Annotated in this window: 14 protein-coding genes; 7 read left to right on the top strand and 7 right to left on the bottom strand. The window is 69.3% G+C overall.

The annotated features are described in order from the left end of the window. Window positions 1-6 precede the first annotated feature (6 nt). The 7 genes from ABD197_RS15310 to ABD197_RS15280 form a co-directional block, all read right to left on the bottom strand. On the bottom strand, window positions 7-1572 hold the full coding sequence (locus ABD197_RS15310) for a GMC family oxidoreductase (protein WP_344055717.1): 1566 nt from the start codon (window positions 1570-1572) through the stop codon (window positions 7-9). After that, window positions 1569-2957, bottom strand: a complete 1389-nt coding sequence (locus ABD197_RS15305) for an alpha/beta fold hydrolase (protein ID WP_344055716.1) — start codon at window positions 2955-2957, stop codon at window positions 1569-1571. Before ABD197_RS15305 ends, ABD197_RS15310 begins: the two co-directional genes overlap by 4 nt. Beyond that, the gene (locus tag ABD197_RS15300) at window positions 2954-3850 is read right to left on the bottom strand and encodes an SDR family oxidoreductase (protein ID WP_344055715.1); all 897 of its coding nucleotides are present in this window, start codon (window positions 3848-3850) and stop codon (window positions 2954-2956) included. Before ABD197_RS15300 ends, ABD197_RS15305 begins: the two co-directional genes overlap by 4 nt. A 138-nt stretch (window positions 3851-3988) precedes the next feature. Beyond that, on the bottom strand, window positions 3989-5404 hold the full coding sequence (locus ABD197_RS15295) for an MFS transporter (RefSeq protein ID WP_344055714.1): 1416 nt from the start codon (window positions 5402-5404) through the stop codon (window positions 3989-3991). A gap of 74 nt (window positions 5405-5478) precedes the next feature. Further along, complete coding sequence (locus ABD197_RS15290) at window positions 5479-6027, bottom strand: TetR/AcrR family transcriptional regulator (RefSeq protein WP_344055713.1); 549 nt, start codon at window positions 6025-6027, stop codon at window positions 5479-5481. An 83-nt stretch (window positions 6028-6110) separates the two neighbouring features. Further along, entirely contained in the window at window positions 6111-6950 is an 840-nt protein-coding gene (locus tag ABD197_RS15285) for a hypothetical protein (RefSeq protein WP_344055712.1), read from the bottom strand. A gap of 87 nt (window positions 6951-7037) precedes the next feature. After that, complete coding sequence (locus ABD197_RS15280) at window positions 7038-8420, bottom strand: HNH endonuclease signature motif containing protein (protein WP_344055711.1); 1383 nt, start codon at window positions 8418-8420, stop codon at window positions 7038-7040. 262 nt (window positions 8421-8682) lie between these two features. Between ABD197_RS15280 and ABD197_RS15275 the strand changes: the two genes are divergently transcribed. The 7 genes from ABD197_RS15275 (at window position 8683) to ABD197_RS15245 (ending at window position 16357) form a co-directional block, all read left to right on the top strand. Then, on the top strand, window positions 8683-8955 hold the full coding sequence (locus tag ABD197_RS15275) for a DUF7218 family protein (RefSeq protein WP_344055710.1): 273 nt from the start codon (window positions 8683-8685) through the stop codon (window positions 8953-8955). A 202-nt stretch (window positions 8956-9157) separates the two neighbouring features. Next, on the top strand, window positions 9158-10633 hold the full coding sequence (locus ABD197_RS15270) for a family 43 glycosylhydrolase (protein ID WP_344055709.1): 1476 nt from the start codon (window positions 9158-9160) through the stop codon (window positions 10631-10633). A gap of 67 nt (window positions 10634-10700) precedes the next feature. Then, window positions 10701-12038, top strand: coding sequence for an ABC transporter substrate-binding protein (locus tag ABD197_RS15265; RefSeq protein ID WP_344055708.1), 1338 nt, complete (start codon window positions 10701-10703; stop codon window positions 12036-12038). A gap of 70 nt (window positions 12039-12108) precedes the next feature. Further along, entirely contained in the window at window positions 12109-12990 is an 882-nt protein-coding gene (locus ABD197_RS15260; protein WP_344055885.1) for a carbohydrate ABC transporter permease, read from the top strand. Beyond that, complete coding sequence (locus ABD197_RS15255; protein ID WP_344055707.1) at window positions 12987-13898, top strand: carbohydrate ABC transporter permease; 912 nt, start codon at window positions 12987-12989, stop codon at window positions 13896-13898. The genes ABD197_RS15260 and ABD197_RS15255 overlap by 4 nt, the downstream gene beginning before the upstream one ends. Further along, on the top strand, window positions 13895-14914 hold the full coding sequence (locus ABD197_RS15250; RefSeq protein WP_344055706.1) for a LacI family DNA-binding transcriptional regulator: 1020 nt from the start codon (window positions 13895-13897) through the stop codon (window positions 14912-14914). The genes ABD197_RS15255 and ABD197_RS15250 overlap by 4 nt, the downstream gene beginning before the upstream one ends. 117 nt (window positions 14915-15031) lie before the next feature. Then, entirely contained in the window at window positions 15032-16357 is a 1326-nt protein-coding gene (locus ABD197_RS15245; protein ID WP_344055705.1) for an ABC transporter substrate-binding protein, read from the top strand. The last annotated feature ends 105 nt before the right edge of the window (window positions 16358-16462 follow it).

Below are 16462 nucleotides of genomic sequence, written 5' to 3'. Positions count from 1 at the left end.
GCCCGGTCAGGGCTGCGGGGCCAGCATCCGCTCCGCCGTCCGCAGCGCGAGCGCGACCTGCGTCAGCGCGGGGTTCGCGATCAGGGCGCTCGGGAAGGTCGAGTTGTCGGCGATCCAGAGGTTGTCGATGTCGTGGCTGCGCCCGTAGCGGTCGACGACCCCGTCACTCGGGTCATCGCTCATCCGGCACGTGCCGAGGGTGTGCGCGGTGCGCTCGAGCACGCGCGTCGCTGTGGCGCCTGCCGCCTCGAGGATGCGGGTCATCACCGCGACCGCGTGACGTGACAGCGCCTTCTCGTTGTCCGCGGCGGTGAACGAAACCCGTGCGCGCGGCACCCCGAATCGGTCGATCTCGTCGCTCAGCTCGAGGAGGTTGTCCTCGCTCGGCAGGCACTCGCCGTTGATCCCGAGTCCGGCGGTGAAGCGGGCGGCCTCGAGAGCGGACATGAGCTCGTCGCCCCACAGCCCACCCCCGCGCACCAGGCTCGTCGCATACGTGAGCGGCATGACTCCGAGACTCTGGATCAGATAGCCGCCCGCGAAGTCCGCGTCGGTGGGGTGCAGGAAGTCCTCGGTGATCAACGAGGACGGATAGCCCCGATAGCTGCGCTGCGGCGTGTCGAACGTGCCCCACACCTGCGTGGCGGGGTGCGCGAGGAAGTTCCGGCCGACCTGCCCGCTGGAGTTCGCGAGGGCGTTGTGCAGCAGCAGACGCGGCGTCTCCACGCCCCCGGCCGCGAGCACCAGCGCGCGGCATGACTGGCGCACGTCGGTGTCCCCCTGGCGGTACACCACTGCGGTCACGCGCCCTGCGGCATCCGTCTCGACCGTGTGGACGAACGCATCGGCACGGATCTCGGCACCCGATCGGACCGCGGCGGACAGGTAGGTCGTGCCCATTGACGCCTTCGCTCCCGTGCGGCAGCCCTGGTGACAGGTCCCGCACGAGATGCATGCCCCACGGGTCTGCCCGTGCTCGTGACGCTCGCGGGTCAGCACGGCGGCGGGTGCGTCCGTCGCGCGGATGCCGAGCAAGGAGCATCCGTCGGCCATCCGGTCGGCCGAGGCGTTGCGTGCCGCCGGTGGGTACGCGTAGCGGCGTGACGGATCCCACGGATAGGCGGCTGGGCCGCTCACCCCGAGGTCGGCTTCGGCGCGGAGCAGGAAGGGAGCGAGCTCGTCGAGGGACAGCGGCCAGTCGCGACCCTGACCGGACTGGGTTCGCAGGCGCAGCTGACCGGCATCGGGCCGGGGGGTGAACGCTCCCCAATGCAGTGTCGAGCCGCCGACTCCGCGGCCGGAGTTGTTCGGGCCGAACGCGGTCGGATCCGCGCCGGCGGAGAGTCGCTCGTCCATCCAATTGATCTCGGCGGCGTCGGTCTCATCGGGCGTGTGGCGGAAGGGGTCGAAGAACGGACCGGCCTCGAGGGCGACCACGTCGAGCCCGGCGGCGGCGAGCTCCGCGAGCACCGGCGCGCCGCCTGCGCCCGTGCCGACCACGACGACGTCGACCTCGGTGCCGGGGGCGAAGCGCCGCATGTCCGTGGTGTCGATCGCGAGCTGCCCGATCATGCGGCGCCCTCGCGGTCTGTCTCTTCCGATCCGAACTCGGCAGGCTCCCACGCCGCGCGTGCACCGGCGCCCAGCACCGTGAAGCCCAGCGGCTGAGGTCCTCCGCGTGAGGCGAACACGTCGTACCCGGTGCGGGCGAGAGAGGCGGGATGCGCGAGCCAGTGCCGCACCAGGTCGACCCGGACGTCTTCGAACCATGCCTGCAGCTGGGTGGCCGACAAGGCGGAGCCTCCGGGGGTGCTCGTGCCCGATACGAGGGCCTCGACCGTCGCTCGCGCGCTCGCCGCTGCCTCTTCTTCGAGCGCGTCGAGCGCAAGTCGGGCGGCGATCGCGTCCGGGGGCAGGTCCGCGGGGCGCCACCCGTCTCCGTCGCCGGCGGCGAGCTGTCGGTCGAGCCGCGCAGCGAGGTCGATCCGTCCGCCCGTGGGCTGCGGCACGACGACATCAGCGAGGAGTCGCAGGGTATTCAGCTGGCGAGGGGTCAGCGCGCGCGGGGCGTACGACGGGTCGTCGGCGATCGCCCGGGCTGCCAGTGCGGCGCGGACTCTCGGCTCGATGCGCGGGGAGGCGATCAACCGGGACCACTCGTCGGGAACGAGCGGGGCGGATGCCGACACCTCCGCGATCAGGTCGGCGATCGCTGCCGCGACCTCTGTGGGTCGTTCCTGCGCGATGAGGTGACCGGTGTCCGGCAGGCGCCGGAACCGCGCCCGGGGAAAAGTCGGGGAGGCCAGGCGCGGCTGGGCGTCGGCGCTCAGATCATCATCGTCCTCGCCGCCGAGCACGATCGCGGGAAGGTTCAGGGAGCCCACCTCGCGCGTGAGGTCGGCGCGGCTTCCCGTCTCGAGCCACGCGCGCCAGGCGGCCGTGGCCGTGTGTCGCACGTCGGCGATCACCCGATCGGCCAGATCCGTGCGAAGCGGTCGGGCGGTGTTCGCGTCGAGGAACCCGCGGGCGTCGCCCGCGCTGATCGGGCCGTCTGCGGCCCAGCCGAGCATCTCCGCGCGTTTGGATTCGGACATCGGCTCGGGAAGGGTCGGTGACGGCGCGAGGAGCACGAGCCCGGTGAGTCCGAACACCGGAGCCTCACCCGAGAGCGCGCGCCGCGCGACGAGGGCGGCGACCTTGCCGCCCATACTGTGCCCGAGGAGCACCCAGCGCGGGCTCCCGTCGCGGGCGATCGCCGCCAGGACGTGATCGGCCATCTCAGGGAGCGAGATACCCGAGACGTCCACCGCGTCGCCGAAGCCCGGGAGGTCGATCGTGATCAGGCGGATGTCGTCAGCGAGGTGTTCGCGGACGGCACCGAACCAGGCGCCGCTGCCGCCGAGGCCGTGCAGGGCGTAGACGGTGGGAGGAGAGGGTGTTCGTTCTCCAGGAGTCACGGGGTGACCATGCCGCCGTTGACATTGAGCGTCTCGCCCGAGACGTAGCTCGATTCGGCCGATGCCAGGAAGACGAAGGCCGGTGCGATCTCCGCCGGCTGGCCGGCCCGCTTGTACTCATTCTCCTCGTCGAAGGCAGCCATCTGCTCGTCGGAGACGCCGTCCGAGACCTGGAGTGCGGTCCAGGTCGGTCCGGGCGCGACGACGTTGACCCGGATGCCGCGCGGCGCGAGCTGCTGCGCGAGTCCCTTCGAGAGGTTGTTGATCGCGGCTTTCGTCGCGGCGTAGTCCAGGCGGTCCGGCGCCGGGACGTAGGCCTCGAGGGAGGCAGTGTTGATGATGGTCGCGCCGGGCTGCAGATGGGGGAGTGCTGCCTTGATGAGCCAGAACGGTGCGAAGACGTTCGTGCGGAACGTCGCCTCGAACTGTTCGTCGCTGAGATCCTCGACGCGCTGCACCGCGACCTGCTTGCCGGCGTTGTTCACCAGGATGTCCAGACCGCCCAGATGCGCGACGGCTTCCGCCACGATCTCGGCGCTCCGGGCGCGATCCGAGATGTCCGCGACGATCGCGGCACCTGTGCGGCCCGCCGCGGTGATCTCGCTCAGGATGTGCTCGGCATCCGGCTGCTCCCCGTCGAGGTGCACGATGACGACGTCCGCCCCTTCCCGGGCGAACGCGATCGCCGTCGCGCCGCCGATGCCCGAATCCCCGCCGGTGATGAGGGCACGGCGGCCCGCCAGGCGGCCGGTGCCGCGGTACGTCTTCTCCCCGAGGTCCGGCACCGGCGTCATCCACGCTTGGATGCCCGGCTCCGGCTGGTGCTGGACGGGCGGATCCACACGTGCATAACGCGTCACCGGATCGTCGAACGTGTACTGGTCGTGCGGCATGTGTCGCTCCCCTTGCCGGCATCGGCGGCCGGCGTGACGATTGGGATGCTACGCGCGCTCTCGACGGTCGAGGGTGGCTGGCGCCGGAGGTTCCCGACGGTGTAAGGGACGCCCACGGCTGAGGTCTGCCCGGCGGACTCAGGCGGTCTTCACACGTGCGGATCCGGCAAGCAGGACGGCCGCTGCAGCGGCGAGGCAGAACGCCGCTGCCCCCAGGAACAGCCAGGAGAATCCCGCCGTGAGGGCCGCACCGCTCGACGGCGCCCCCTCTGCGACCGCGGACGTCCTCGCCGAGGCGAGGGCGGCGAGGAGGGTCAGGCCGAGCGCTCCGCCGATCTGCTGACTCGTGTTCACGAGACCGCCGGCGAGTCCGGATTCTCCGCCGTCGACGCCGTCCACCGCGAGTTGGGTCGCGGTGACGAGAGCGCCGCCGATGCCCATGCCGATGAGCAGGGTCGGTCCGAGCAGGTGCGCCGCGAACGACGCATCGGCCGGTGCGAACGCGAGCCAGGCGATGCCCGCCGCCAGCACGAGCAAGGCTCCGATGAGAGTGGGACGTGTTCCGAGCCGCGTGATCGACAACGGGACGAGGCCCGCCGTGACGACCAGAATGCCGGCGAGCGGCAGCTGGCTGAGGCCCGCCTGCAGCGCGTCGTAGCCGAGCACCGCCTGCAAGTACACCGAGAGTGCGAAGAAGAGGGCGACAACCGCGCCGCCGACGAGCAGCACGACGATGTTGCCGACGGCGAGGTTGCGGTTGGCGAAGACGGCGGCCGGCACGAGGGGGTGCGGCGTCCGTCGCTCGATCGCGATGAATGCCGCGCCGAGCAGGAGCGCGGCGATCGCGAGGGCGAGGGGGAGTGGGCCGAAGCCGGTGCGCTCGACGGCGCTGAGTGCGGCGACGACGGCGACCAGTGCACCCGTGATCGTCACCGCTCCGGGGATGTCGAGAGGCACGCGAACGGATGCCGCATCACGGGAGATGAGGACCGGCACGGCCGCGAGCACGATCACGCCGACCGGGACGTTGACGAAGAAGACCCACTGCCAGCCCCACGTGGCGGTCAGAACTCCTCCGAGAAGCACGCCGGCGACCGAGCCGATACCCGCCACCCCGCCCCACACACCGAGCGCGCGTGCGCGGTCCTGCGGCGCGGGGAACAGCTGGGTCAGCAGGGCGAGGGCCGCTGGTGCGAGAAGGGCGGCCGACGCGCCCTGCAGCGCGCGTGCTCCGAGCAGCATTCCTCCCGAGAGTGAGAGGCCCGCCAGAACCGACGCGACCACGAACCCGGCGGTACCGATCAGGAACAGGCGGCGGTGGCCGAATCGATCGGATAGTCGACCGCCGAGCAGGAGAAGACTGCCGAAGGGCAGCACGTACGCCGTGATGACCCAGGCGAGGGATGCGGTGCCGAGTCCGAGCTGCTCTCCCAGCGCGGGCAGTGCGATGTTCACGATCGACGCATCCAGCACGACGAGGAACTGCGCCAGGGCGAGCACGGTGAGCGCGAGCCAACGATGTGTCGTGCGGATGGGATGGACGACAGTGGTCATGATCTTCCTTTCTGAGAGAGTGACTGATCAATCACTCTTTTGGACATGCGAAGAGGGGTGGGTCGATGGGGGTGTCAGGGGTGTCGGATGCCGCGCGTGAGAGCGGATGCCCAGGATGCGGGGACGGCGTCGAGGTCCAGTGTGACGATCAGATGGCACAGCTGACCGAAGGCGATGAACTGCTGGACCTCCTCATCGGTGCACCGCGATCGCTCCTGCGCGAAGGATGTCACGTTCGAGAGGCCTTCGCGCATCGCGCTGCGGATCTCGGTGACGTCCGCGACGGACTGCGCGTGCACCTGGAGCAGCAGGAGGTCGCGATCCGCGATGAGCTCGGCGTAGGCGTCGCCCATCGCGTCGAGGATTGCGGCGGAGTCGTCGGATCCTGCGGCGTCGGCGCCGCTCGCGAGCGCGCCGAGAATCTGGTCGAAGCATTCCTCGAGTGCGGCGACGAAGAGCAGCTCCTTGGTGGAGTAGAGCTTCGAGACGTAGGAGGCGGAGATGCCGGCGACCGCGGCCACGTCGGCGATCGTGGTGCCGCGATAGCCGCCGCGCGCGAAGGCGCGGACCGCGGCCGACGTGACGAGCGGTCGACGCGACTCGGCGGTGGAGAGGGGGCTCATAGGAGTGAGTGTACGACCACTCACTCAGATGAGCAAGAAGAGGAGGCGTCAGGGCGACAGTCTGCCGGCCCGCTCTCCGGCCGTCAGGCCCTCGGGTTCTTGCGGCGCTGAGCGAGAACGATCCACACGACGATGCCCGCCGCGATCAGCACGACGAGGGCGATGATGACCCAGAAGAGCACGGGCGACATCCCGTCCGAGGCGGGCTCCGGGCTCACCGTCGGCGTCGGGGTGGCGGTGGGCGACGGTGCGGCGCTGGCGGTCACCGTCGTGGTGCCGAGCACCGTCTCCCCGTCTCCGACCGCGATCGTCACGCTGCCCGCCTTCGACGGCGTGAAGCTGATCGTGGCCTGCCCGTCGCTCACCGGTGCTGTGGCGCTGGACTGACCGCCCGGCTCGAACGTGCCCGCCGCGGTGTCGTCCAGCCCGAAGCTGGCTTGCTCGAGACCGCCGAGTCCGGTGACGGTGATCGTCGTGGCCGTGCCGACGGCCACGGATGCCGGGCTCGCGGTCACCTCGACCGTTGAGCCTCCGCCGCCCGTGATCGTGATCTCGACGGTGCCGAGGATGGTCTCGCCGTTTCCGACCGCGACGGTCACCTTCCCCTCGGCGAGACCGCTGAAGGTGGCGGTGGCTGTTCCGTCCGACACCGGCGCCTGATAGCTCGTCTCCGCGTTCTCGGTGAACTGGCCGAGGCTGTTGTCGCTCAAGCCGAAGCTCGCCTGCTCGAGACCGCCGAGTCCGGACGCCGTGATCGTCGTGGTGTCGCCCACGTCGATCGTCGTCTCGCTCGCGGTGACCTGCGGGGTGGAGGACGCGTACGCCGGTGCCGCGGCCAGAACGAGCGTGGCTGCTGCGGCGGCGATGAGCGCCCCGAAGGTGCGCGTGCGCAGCGAAGGGTGGTGAACAGGAGAAGGGCGCATTTCGGTCTCTTTCGCGGGATCCAGGTCACTGAGGGTGCGGTGCAGGTTCAGTCTGGCCCGTCGTGCTCGCGCCGCCCACAGAAAATCTCAGAACGGCGGGGGTGAGTCTGAGGCGGCGACGAACCGCACCGTATGGGCGGGTGGATGCTCGTGTCCCGTGACGCCGAGCGGGCTGGTCCACTCCAGGACGCCTCCGGGGAGTTGTCGGACCTTCCACGGGGCGAACTGCTTCATCGAGTGGTGCCGCTGACAGAGATGGGCGAGGTTGCCGACGTCGGTCGTGCCGCCGCGCGCCCAGTCGACGGTGTGGTCGACCTCGCACCGGATCGCGGGTATCCGGCATCCGGGAAAGCGGCAGTGCCCGTCCCGAGCCTTCAGATGTCGGTCCATCGCGGCGGTGCGCTGGTAGGTGTCGGTGTGGAGGACGACACCGGTGGCGGGGTGGATGATGACGCGCTCCCACGGACCCCGCGCCTGCGCAGCGAGGGTACGAGCGGCCTCTGCATCGATGGGGCAGTGTCCGACGAGGTCGGCGGGGGCGTCGGCGCCGAGAAGAACGGTCGCGGGAATCGTGATCTGCACGTGAGCGCGGATCGCGCCGAGGGAGCCGGGCCCGTCGTCGGAGCGGGTCGCGTCGATCGCCGGCATCCCTGTGAGCAGCAGGTCGCAGAGGAGGTCCGCGCGAAGCTGATCCATCGTGCGTGTATCGGACCTGATCACCTCCAGTCGAGCCCGCTCCCGATCGGCATCCGCTCCGTCCTCACCGGCGAGCTCGCGCAGCCGCGCGGCAGCTGACGAACGGGCGTCGGCGATCTGGCGCGCTTGCCGGGTCAGGCGGTCTTCGATCCCGACGGCGAGCACGGTCGGGACCGTCGCGATCACGTCGGACATGCCCTCGCCCACGGCGATCGTCCGCACTCGACGCGACTCCGCCGCAGCGGCGTGCCGCTCGGTCAGCGTGTCGGGGTGCAGGTCGGCCGCCAGCATCTCCAGCCGTGGGCGTACGCGGGACGGAATGTCGGTCGTGCAGATCTCCACAGCTGCGGTGTCGAAGGCGGAGAGCGCATCCAAGGGAAGAGCGGCCCCGGCGTGGGTGATCTCCCGAATGTGCCGGGATGTGATCTGCGCTGTCTCCCACGCCGCCATGGCCGCCGGATAGTTCTCGACCAGCATGAGTGCCTCGCCGATCTGTGCCTGCATCGCTCGATCCGAGCGTCGAGCGGGACCGGCGACCTCGGCCGCGATGCCCCGCAGTGCCATGTCGCGCACGGCGATCCGGCGATCCTGCTCCGCCGTCTGCCGCAGGGCGACCTGGCCGGCCCGGGCCAAGAGGCGAACCCTTCTGACCTCGACGGCTGCGAGCTCGCGCTCGGTCGACTCGATGCCGTTCACGACCGCTGCCAGCTCGGCCACGTCGGCGTCGCTGAAGCCCACCGGGCCGACTCCGCCAACGCGCGCCTTCGAAGACATGTTCGAATTATTCCACGGGCCTCCGACATTCGAGCCCGACCCCGGAAGGCCTGTGCGCGGGAGGCGCTCCGGCCGCATGATCCAGCATTGCGAGCCCGTCGGTGGAGCGGCGGAGGCGGCGGGAAGCGCGAGGGCGGACGCTCCTGAACGCCGCGGGCGCGTCCAACGCCGGGTCCGAAGCGGGCTGATCGACGCCTGTCAACCCGCTCGGCTTCGCGGGCACGCGGTGGTTGCCTGAAACCAGCTGACGGAAGGGGCGATCATGCCGCGTGGGAAAGACCCCCGACTCAAGGATCCCGAGATGTACGAGGCGCTGCGACGCGACGGTGCGTCCAAAGAGAAGGCGGCCCGCATCTCCAACGCCGCCGGTGGCACGAAGGCCGGCCGATCCCAGGTCGGGCGCAAGGGCGGGGAGTCCGGCGACTACGAGGACTGGACCGTGCCCGAGCTGAGGAAGCGTGCCAAGGAGCTCGGCCTCTCCGGCTACTCGCGCATGCGCAAGTCCGCTCTGATCACCCTGCTCCGCACCCACTGACCCCGTTCCTGGGGCGCTGAGTGTCCAGGACACGCCGCGTCCGGCATCCAGCATGCGGCGTGTCTTGGACACTCGACGGGTTGGCCGGAGGCATGCGCGTAAAGAGACGTGATTAACCGCTTGACCACATCCTCAGCGTCCTGATACCGTAATGCATAACCGGTTAACCATCCGGTGACGGACCGTCAGCGACGAGGTGTTCATGGATCAGCGAGGCTTCTACCGGCCCGAGGGCGCGTGGGTGGGGGATGTCATCCCGTTCCAGGAGGACGGGGTCTTCCACCTCTTCTACCTGTACGAATCGCGCCGCACTCCGAAAGACGGGATGCCGTGGCACCGGCTCGACAGCGACGACCTCGTCGCGTTCCGTGAGACGGGCCCCGCGATCGCCTCCGCCGGCCCGGACGCGCCGGACTTCAACATCTACACGGGCAGCATCGTCCGCGATGAGAAGGGCGTGCACCACGCCTTCTACACCGGACAGAACCCCGAACGCCGCGGCGCAGACGGCCTCTCGCTTCAGCTCGTGATGCACGCGACCAGCCGCGACGGCATGGCGACGTGGCAGCGGCACCCCGCCGACACCTTCGGTGCGACCGCCGGCTACGAGACGGCGGACTGGCGCGACCCGTTCGTGTTCCGGGATGCCGAGGCCGGCATCTGGCGCATGCTGATCACCGCCCGTCACGCCGACGGGCCCGATCGGCGCCGCGGCGTGATCGCCCAGTGCACGTCCACCGACCTGCGCACCTGGACCCCGGCCGCACCGTTCTGGGACCCGCGTCGCTACGTCGCGCACGAATGCCCCGAGGTGTTCGAATGGAACGGGTGGTGGTACCTCGTCTACTCCGAGTTCAGCGAATCCTTCACGACGCGGTACCGCATGTCGCGGAGCCTCCACGGACCGTGGATCGTCCCCGAGGACGACTCCCTGGACGGTCGTGCGTATTACGCCGCGAAGTCCGCCGCCCGTGACGGCCGCCGTTTCTTCTTCGGGTGGATCGCCTCCCGCGAGGGCGGCGTCGACGACGGCGCGTGGCAGTGGGCCGGCACGCTTTCCGTGCTGGAGGCCGAGCAGCGCGCCGACGGGACGCTGCGCTTCCACCCCCCGCGCGAGTTCGCCGACACGTTCGGCGAGCCCGAACCCGGCCTCGCTGCCGGAACGATCCTCCGGGCGCTCGACGGCTATGCCGATGCTCTCGTCCCGGTCGAGGCGCCGCGCGCCTTCCGCGTGCGCGCCCGCTTCGACATCGCGCCCCATACGACCGAGTGCGGCATCCTGCTGCGGGCGAGCGCGGACGGCGACGAAGGATACGTCCTCCGCCTCGAGCCGCGCCGCGGGCGCCTGGTGTTCGACCGCTGGCCGCGCCTGCGCACCGGCACCGAACAGTGGCAGATCTCCGGAGACGTGCCCCATGCGGTCGAGCTCGAGCGGTCGGCCCCCATCGATCCGGGGGAGCACACCCTCGAGGTGATCGTCGACGGCGACCTGTGCGTCGCGACGCTCGATGACGCGGTCGTCCTCAGCACCCGCCTCTACGACCGGCCGGCCGGCCGGGTCGGGGCGTTCGTCGGCGAAGGCTCCGTCGTCGTCACCGAATTCACTGTCCACTCGCCGCTGACGGATGCCGAGGACTCGGCATCCGTCACGGCCGAACTCATCGCCGCACCCGCATGACCCATCCGAAACCGACCTCGATTCCTGTTCCTCACCCGCCCGCGACACAATCAATGGAGATCACGCAATGAACATCCCACAGCGCACCGCGACCCTCGCCGCCTTCGCTCTGGCCGCATCCCTCGTCATGACGGGCTGCGCCGGATCGTCGGGCGGTGCCGACCCGACCGACGTCAACCCCGACGGGGAGGTGAAGCCGCGCGAGATCTCGTGGCTGCTCTCCCGGCCGGCGGACGGCGGGGTCATCACCGCGATGCAGCAGATCGCCGACGAGTACGCCGCCGATCACCCCGGCTTCGCGCTCAACCTGATCACGACCCCCGACCGGCCGTCGTACATCCAGAAGTACGAGACGCTCGCCGCGGCGAACAAGCTGCCCGAGCTGTTCGACACCGATGCGACGCCGTTCGCGCAGAAGCTCGCCGCCCAGGGGAAGATGGTCGACGTCGATCTGCTGCTCGAGGACCTCGGGCTCGCGGACGACTACCGCGAGGCGGCGCTGAACTATCAGCGCTTCGACGACGGGTCGCTCTACATGGTGCCGTTCGAGTTCCAGCTCGAGTTCTTCTGGTACAACAAGGCCCTGTTCGAGCAGGCGGGGGTGCCGATCCCTGCAACGCTCGACGACTTCGCCGCCACGTGCGAGGCCCTGCGGGCCGAGGGCATCACCCCGATCGCGCTCGACGGACAGGACCAGTGGCCGCTCGAGCGCTACATGGCGTACTACCCGTTCCGTCTCGCCGGCCCCGAGTACGTGCAGAAGCTCAAGACGGGGGATGCGTCCTTCGGTGATGAGCCCGGTCGCGCGGCCGCCGAATGGCTGTCCGGCCTCGGCAAGGCAGGCTGCTTCCAGGAGGGCTTCTCCTCGACCGGCTACGCAGACGCGCAGGCGCTGTTCACCTCCGGCAAGGCCGCGATGTACAACATCGGCACGTGGGAGCTCGGCAACCTCGCCACCGATGCGCTGGATGCCGGCGTCCGAGACTCCGTCGACTACTTCACCCTCCCCACGATCGAGGGTGCCGTCACCGACGACAACGAATACGTGACGCCCTCCGGCATCGGCATGGCCGTGAACGCCCAGACCTACGACCCGCTCGTGCGCGACTTCCTCGCTTTCGCCCTCGAGCGCTACCCCGAGGTCTACACCGCGTCCGGTGCCCTGTCGCCGACGAGTGGCGTCGACCCGGTGATCCCCGACAACGCGACCCCGCTGTACGGCCGCGCGGTCGAGCAGTCCGCCGAAGTGGGCCCCGCGATCGCGATGCCGTGGGACACGCAGCTGGATCCCGCGACGAACACGCGGCTCCAGCAGGAGCTCACGCTCCTCGTGCAGGGTGACATCACTCCGGACGAGTTCATCGAGACGATGGATGCCGCCCTCAAGGAGAACGTCGGTGACTGACATCGCCGAAGCCGGGGTGCGCGCGGTCCGTCCGCGCGCCCCTCGGCGCCGCCCGGCGATGAGGTCGTCGATGCTGCCGCGCCGCTCGGCGCTGTCGGTCATCGTCTTCCTCGTCCCGCCGCTCCTGTTGTACGGCATCGCCGTGCTCCTGCCGATCCTGCAGTCGCTCGTGCTCAGCGTCTTCCGCTGGGACGGCATCACCGACATGGTCTTCGTCGGCTTCGACAACTACATCAAGATGTTCACCCGCGACGACGTCTTCTGGACGGCGTTCGGCAACGCGCTGGGCTACCTCGCGATCTGCCTGGTGCTGCAGTTGGGCGGCGCGCTCGCCGTGGCGGGGCTCCTCACCGCGCTGCCGCGGGCCCGGGAGCTCGTCAAGACGCTGTACCTGCTGCCGGCGGTCATCTCGACCGTGGCGATCGCGTTCCTGTTCGTGCGCATCTACTCCCTCGAGCCGGTCGGCCTGCTGAATCAGCTGCTGGCCTGGGTCGGACTCGAGGGGCTGCAGACCGCCTGGCTGTCGAACGTGCAGACGGTCCTCGCGGCGGTCTCGATCCCGGAAGGCTGGCGCTTCACCGGCCTGTACATGCTCATCATCTACGCAGCGCTCATCGCGGTGCCCAAGGAGCTGGAAGAGGCCGCGCGCCTGGACGGGGCGTCGTGGTGGCAGATCTTCTGGCGCATCCGGTTCCCCTACATCCGGCCCGTTTGGATCACCACGACGATCATGGCGACCACGTTCGCCCTGCGCGGCTTCGACATCCCCTACCTGCTCACGAACGGCGGTCCCGGACAGGCGTCCGAGCTGCTCACCACCTACATGTACAAGACCGCGTTCGTGCACACGGACTACGGCTATGCGAGCGCGATCTCGGTCTTCATCGTGGTCGAGTGCCTCGTCGCGGTCGGCCTGATCATCGCGCTGCTTCGTCGAAGGGACGACTCATGACCGCCCCCGTCCTGGACCGACCGATCATGACCGACTCCGTGCCCACTCCCGGCCGCCCGCCGCGCAGTGCCGGCTCGTACCGGCTGCGCGTGCAGCGCACGCTCCTGACCGTCACGGTCGTCCTGATCGTCATCGTGCAGGTGTACCCGCTGCTGTGGCTGTTCCTCACGAGCTTCCGCACGGCATCCGATTTCGCCGGAGGCAATCCCTTCGCCTTCCCGTCGGAGTTCACTCTCGACAACTACGCGCGTGCGTTCTCGACCGGCAACCTGTGGCTCAACATCCTCAACAGCCTGATCGTGACGCTCGGCGCGAGCGCGCTCATCGTGATCGCCGGGATGATGGCCGCCTACGCACTGCAGGTGCTGGGCTTCCGCTTCAGCAACCTCGTGCGGGCGCTGTTCCTCCTGGGCATCATCGTGCCGGTGCAGATCGCGCTCGTGCCCCTGTTCATCGACTACGCGCAGGTCGGTCTGCTCGACACCCACCTGTCGATGATCGTGCCGCTCGCCGCGTTCTCGCTGCCGATGGCGATCTACCTGTTCTCGTCGTTCTACGAGTACATCCCCCGCGAGATGTACGAAGCGGCGTCGCTGGACGGCGCGGGTCCGTACCGGATCTTCGGGCAGATCACCTTCCCGCTGTCTGCCAACACGATCATCACGGTCGTCCTGGTCAACAGCATCTTCATCTGGAACGACTTCATCTTCGCGAACACGTTCGTCCTCTCCGACGGATTGAAGACGATCCCGCTCGGCCTGCAAAACTACATCGGAGCGATGGGCAATACGGACTGGACAGCGACGTTCGCCGCCGTCTGCGTGACGGTGACGCCGCTGCTGCTGGTCTTCCTCGTCCTGAACAAGGCCATGATCAACGGACTGGAGAGCGGGGCTACCAAGGGATGAGCTCTACCGGGCACGGCAGGAACGGACCTGCCGTCACGATGCGCGATGTCGCCAAAGCCGCCGGGGTCTCGGTGGCGACCGTCTCGCACGTCGTGAACGACAAGCCCGGTGCCCGCATCGGGGACGACGCGCGTCGTCGCGTTCAGGATGCCGTCCTCGAGCTCGGATATCGTCCGAACGCCCTGGCGAAGACCCTCTCGCAAGGCGGATCCCGCTTCATCGGACTCGTCGCCGACGCGATCGCGACGACCCCGTTCGCCGGCCAGATCATCCACGGTGCGCAGGACGAGGCGTGGAAGCACGGCTACGTCCTGCTCGTCGCCAACACCGAGGGCGATCCCGTGGTCGAGAAGGACGTGATCGCGATGATGCTCGAGCACCAGGTGCACGGCATCCTCTACTCCACCTGGTATCACCGCGAGATCGTCGTACCCGAGATCCTCCAGCAGACCGACACCGTCCTGGTCGACTGCTTCTCCGCGGACGGCGCGCTGCCGGCCGTGGTGCCCGATGAACGCCAGGGCGGCAGAACCGCGACCGAGCAGCTGCTGGCCGCAGGCCACCGGCGCATCGCGTTCATCAACACCACGACGCCGTCGCCCGCGCGCTCCGACCGACTGGCCGGATATCGCGACGCGCTCGAGGCGGCCGGTGTCGAGTTCGACACGCGCCTGGTGCTCGAGGCGGAGCCGCAGCAGGAAGGCGGGTATGCCGCGGCGGAGGCGATCGTCGCCTCGGGCGTCACGGCGGTGTTCTGCCACAACGACCGCGTCGCGATGGGCCTCTACGACGGCCTCCGCGAGCGCGGAGTCCGCATCCCGGCCGACATCGCCGTCATCGGATTCGACAACCAGGACGTGATCGCCGCGCACCTCCGTCCGCCGCTGTCCACGGTGGCCCTCCCGCACTACGAGCTCGGTGCCGCGGGGGTGCGGGTGCTGCTCGGCATCGACCCGGCCGGTGAGGGCCCGACGCTCGTCGCCTGCCCGCCGGTCCTGCGCGCGTCCATCGGCTGATCAAGACGACTTGACACGTCGTCACTCGTCCTTCATGATCATGCCAAGACGTTTTGCCAAGACGTTTTACCAAGAGTCTGCAACTCACCGATCACATCAACGAATGGAGACGAAGTGATGACGCTTCGTAAGAATCACCGCGCGGCAGCGCTCGGGCGGCGCGGACTCGCCCTCGTGGCGATCGCGACGGCCGGGGCCGTGGCATTGAGCGGATGCGGCGCGGGGGGATCCGGCGCAGCACCCTCGGATGCCGACACGCTCACGGTCGTCGTCGAAGGCGGCGGCAAAGCGGAGTTGCAGCCGATCGCCGACCTCTATCAGGAGGAGACCGGCACCGAGGTCACCCTGCTGGAGCTCCCGTACGCCGGCCTGTACGACCGGATCTCGTCCGAGCTGAAGGCGGGGAGCCCGTCGTTCGACGTCGCCGCGCTGGACGCGATCTGGCTGACGGCGTTTGCGCCGGGTCTCGCGCCGCTGGACGACCTCTACACGGACGACGTCAAGAGCGACCTGTTCGGGGGCCTGGTCACCGAAGCGCAGGTCGACGGAACGTACGTCGGGATGCCGGTCTGGACGAACTCCGAAATCCTCTTCTACCGCACCGACCTGTTCGAGGACGCGCAGAACAAGGCGGACTTCGCGGCGAAGTACGGCTATGAGCTCGTGCCGCCCACGACGTGGGAGCAGTACCGGGATGCCGCGGAGTTCTTCACCCGCGACACCGACGGTGACGGCGCGATCGATCTCTACGGCACCGACGTCAAGGGCGCGGTCGAGACCGAGTGGCTCGCGACCGTCTCGCAGGCCGGTGAGGAGCACATGGTGCTCGACGCCTCCTCGGGCGAGGTCACGATCGACGATGCGGCCCACAAGGAGGCGCTGGACTTCTACGTGAGCCTGCTGCCGTACGCGCCGGCGGGCGCCGCGCAGCTGGACTGGGCAGGCGCGCAGAACCTCTTCTACCAGGGCAATCTGGCCATGATGCGGTTCTGGGGTCACGCCTACCGGCAGACCCCGGACGACTCGCCCGTCAAAGACGACATCGGGGTCGCCCCGATGATCGCGGGCCCGGGCGGCATCGCGGGTGTGCCGGGAGCCTGGTACCTGTCGGTGCCGGCATCCGGTTCGAAGAACGAGGCCGCCACGAAGTTCATCCGGTTCGCCTACGACCACAACGATCTGTCGGCGGACACCTCGCTCGGTCTCGTGGCTCGCAAGAGCGCGTTCGAGAGCAAGGCCGGCGAGCCCGGATACGAGAACTACCCGGCCCTGCTCGAGACGCTCGAGGCGGCGCAGACGCTGCCCCGTCCGGCGACCGCGCAGTGGCAGGAGATCACCGATTCGGTGCTCATTCCGCTCCTGCAGAAGGCCGTCGAACCGGATGCCGATACCGCGGCGCTCCTCTCGGAGGCCAAGACACAGATCGAACAGATCATCCAGTAGTTCCGGCATCCGGACGAATCGACGCAAGGACACACCGATGCACACACGAACCACGGGAGGGGTGGCGACCGTCGCCCCTCCCGCGGGAGTGACGCCCCCGCCGCC

The organism is Microbacterium lacus, from assembly GCF_039531105.1.
Classification (GTDB): Bacteria; Actinomycetota; Actinomycetes; order Actinomycetales; family Microbacteriaceae; genus Microbacterium; species Microbacterium lacus.
Note: the sequence above shows the minus strand (reverse complement) of the source record. Positions and strands in the feature narration are given on the sequence as shown.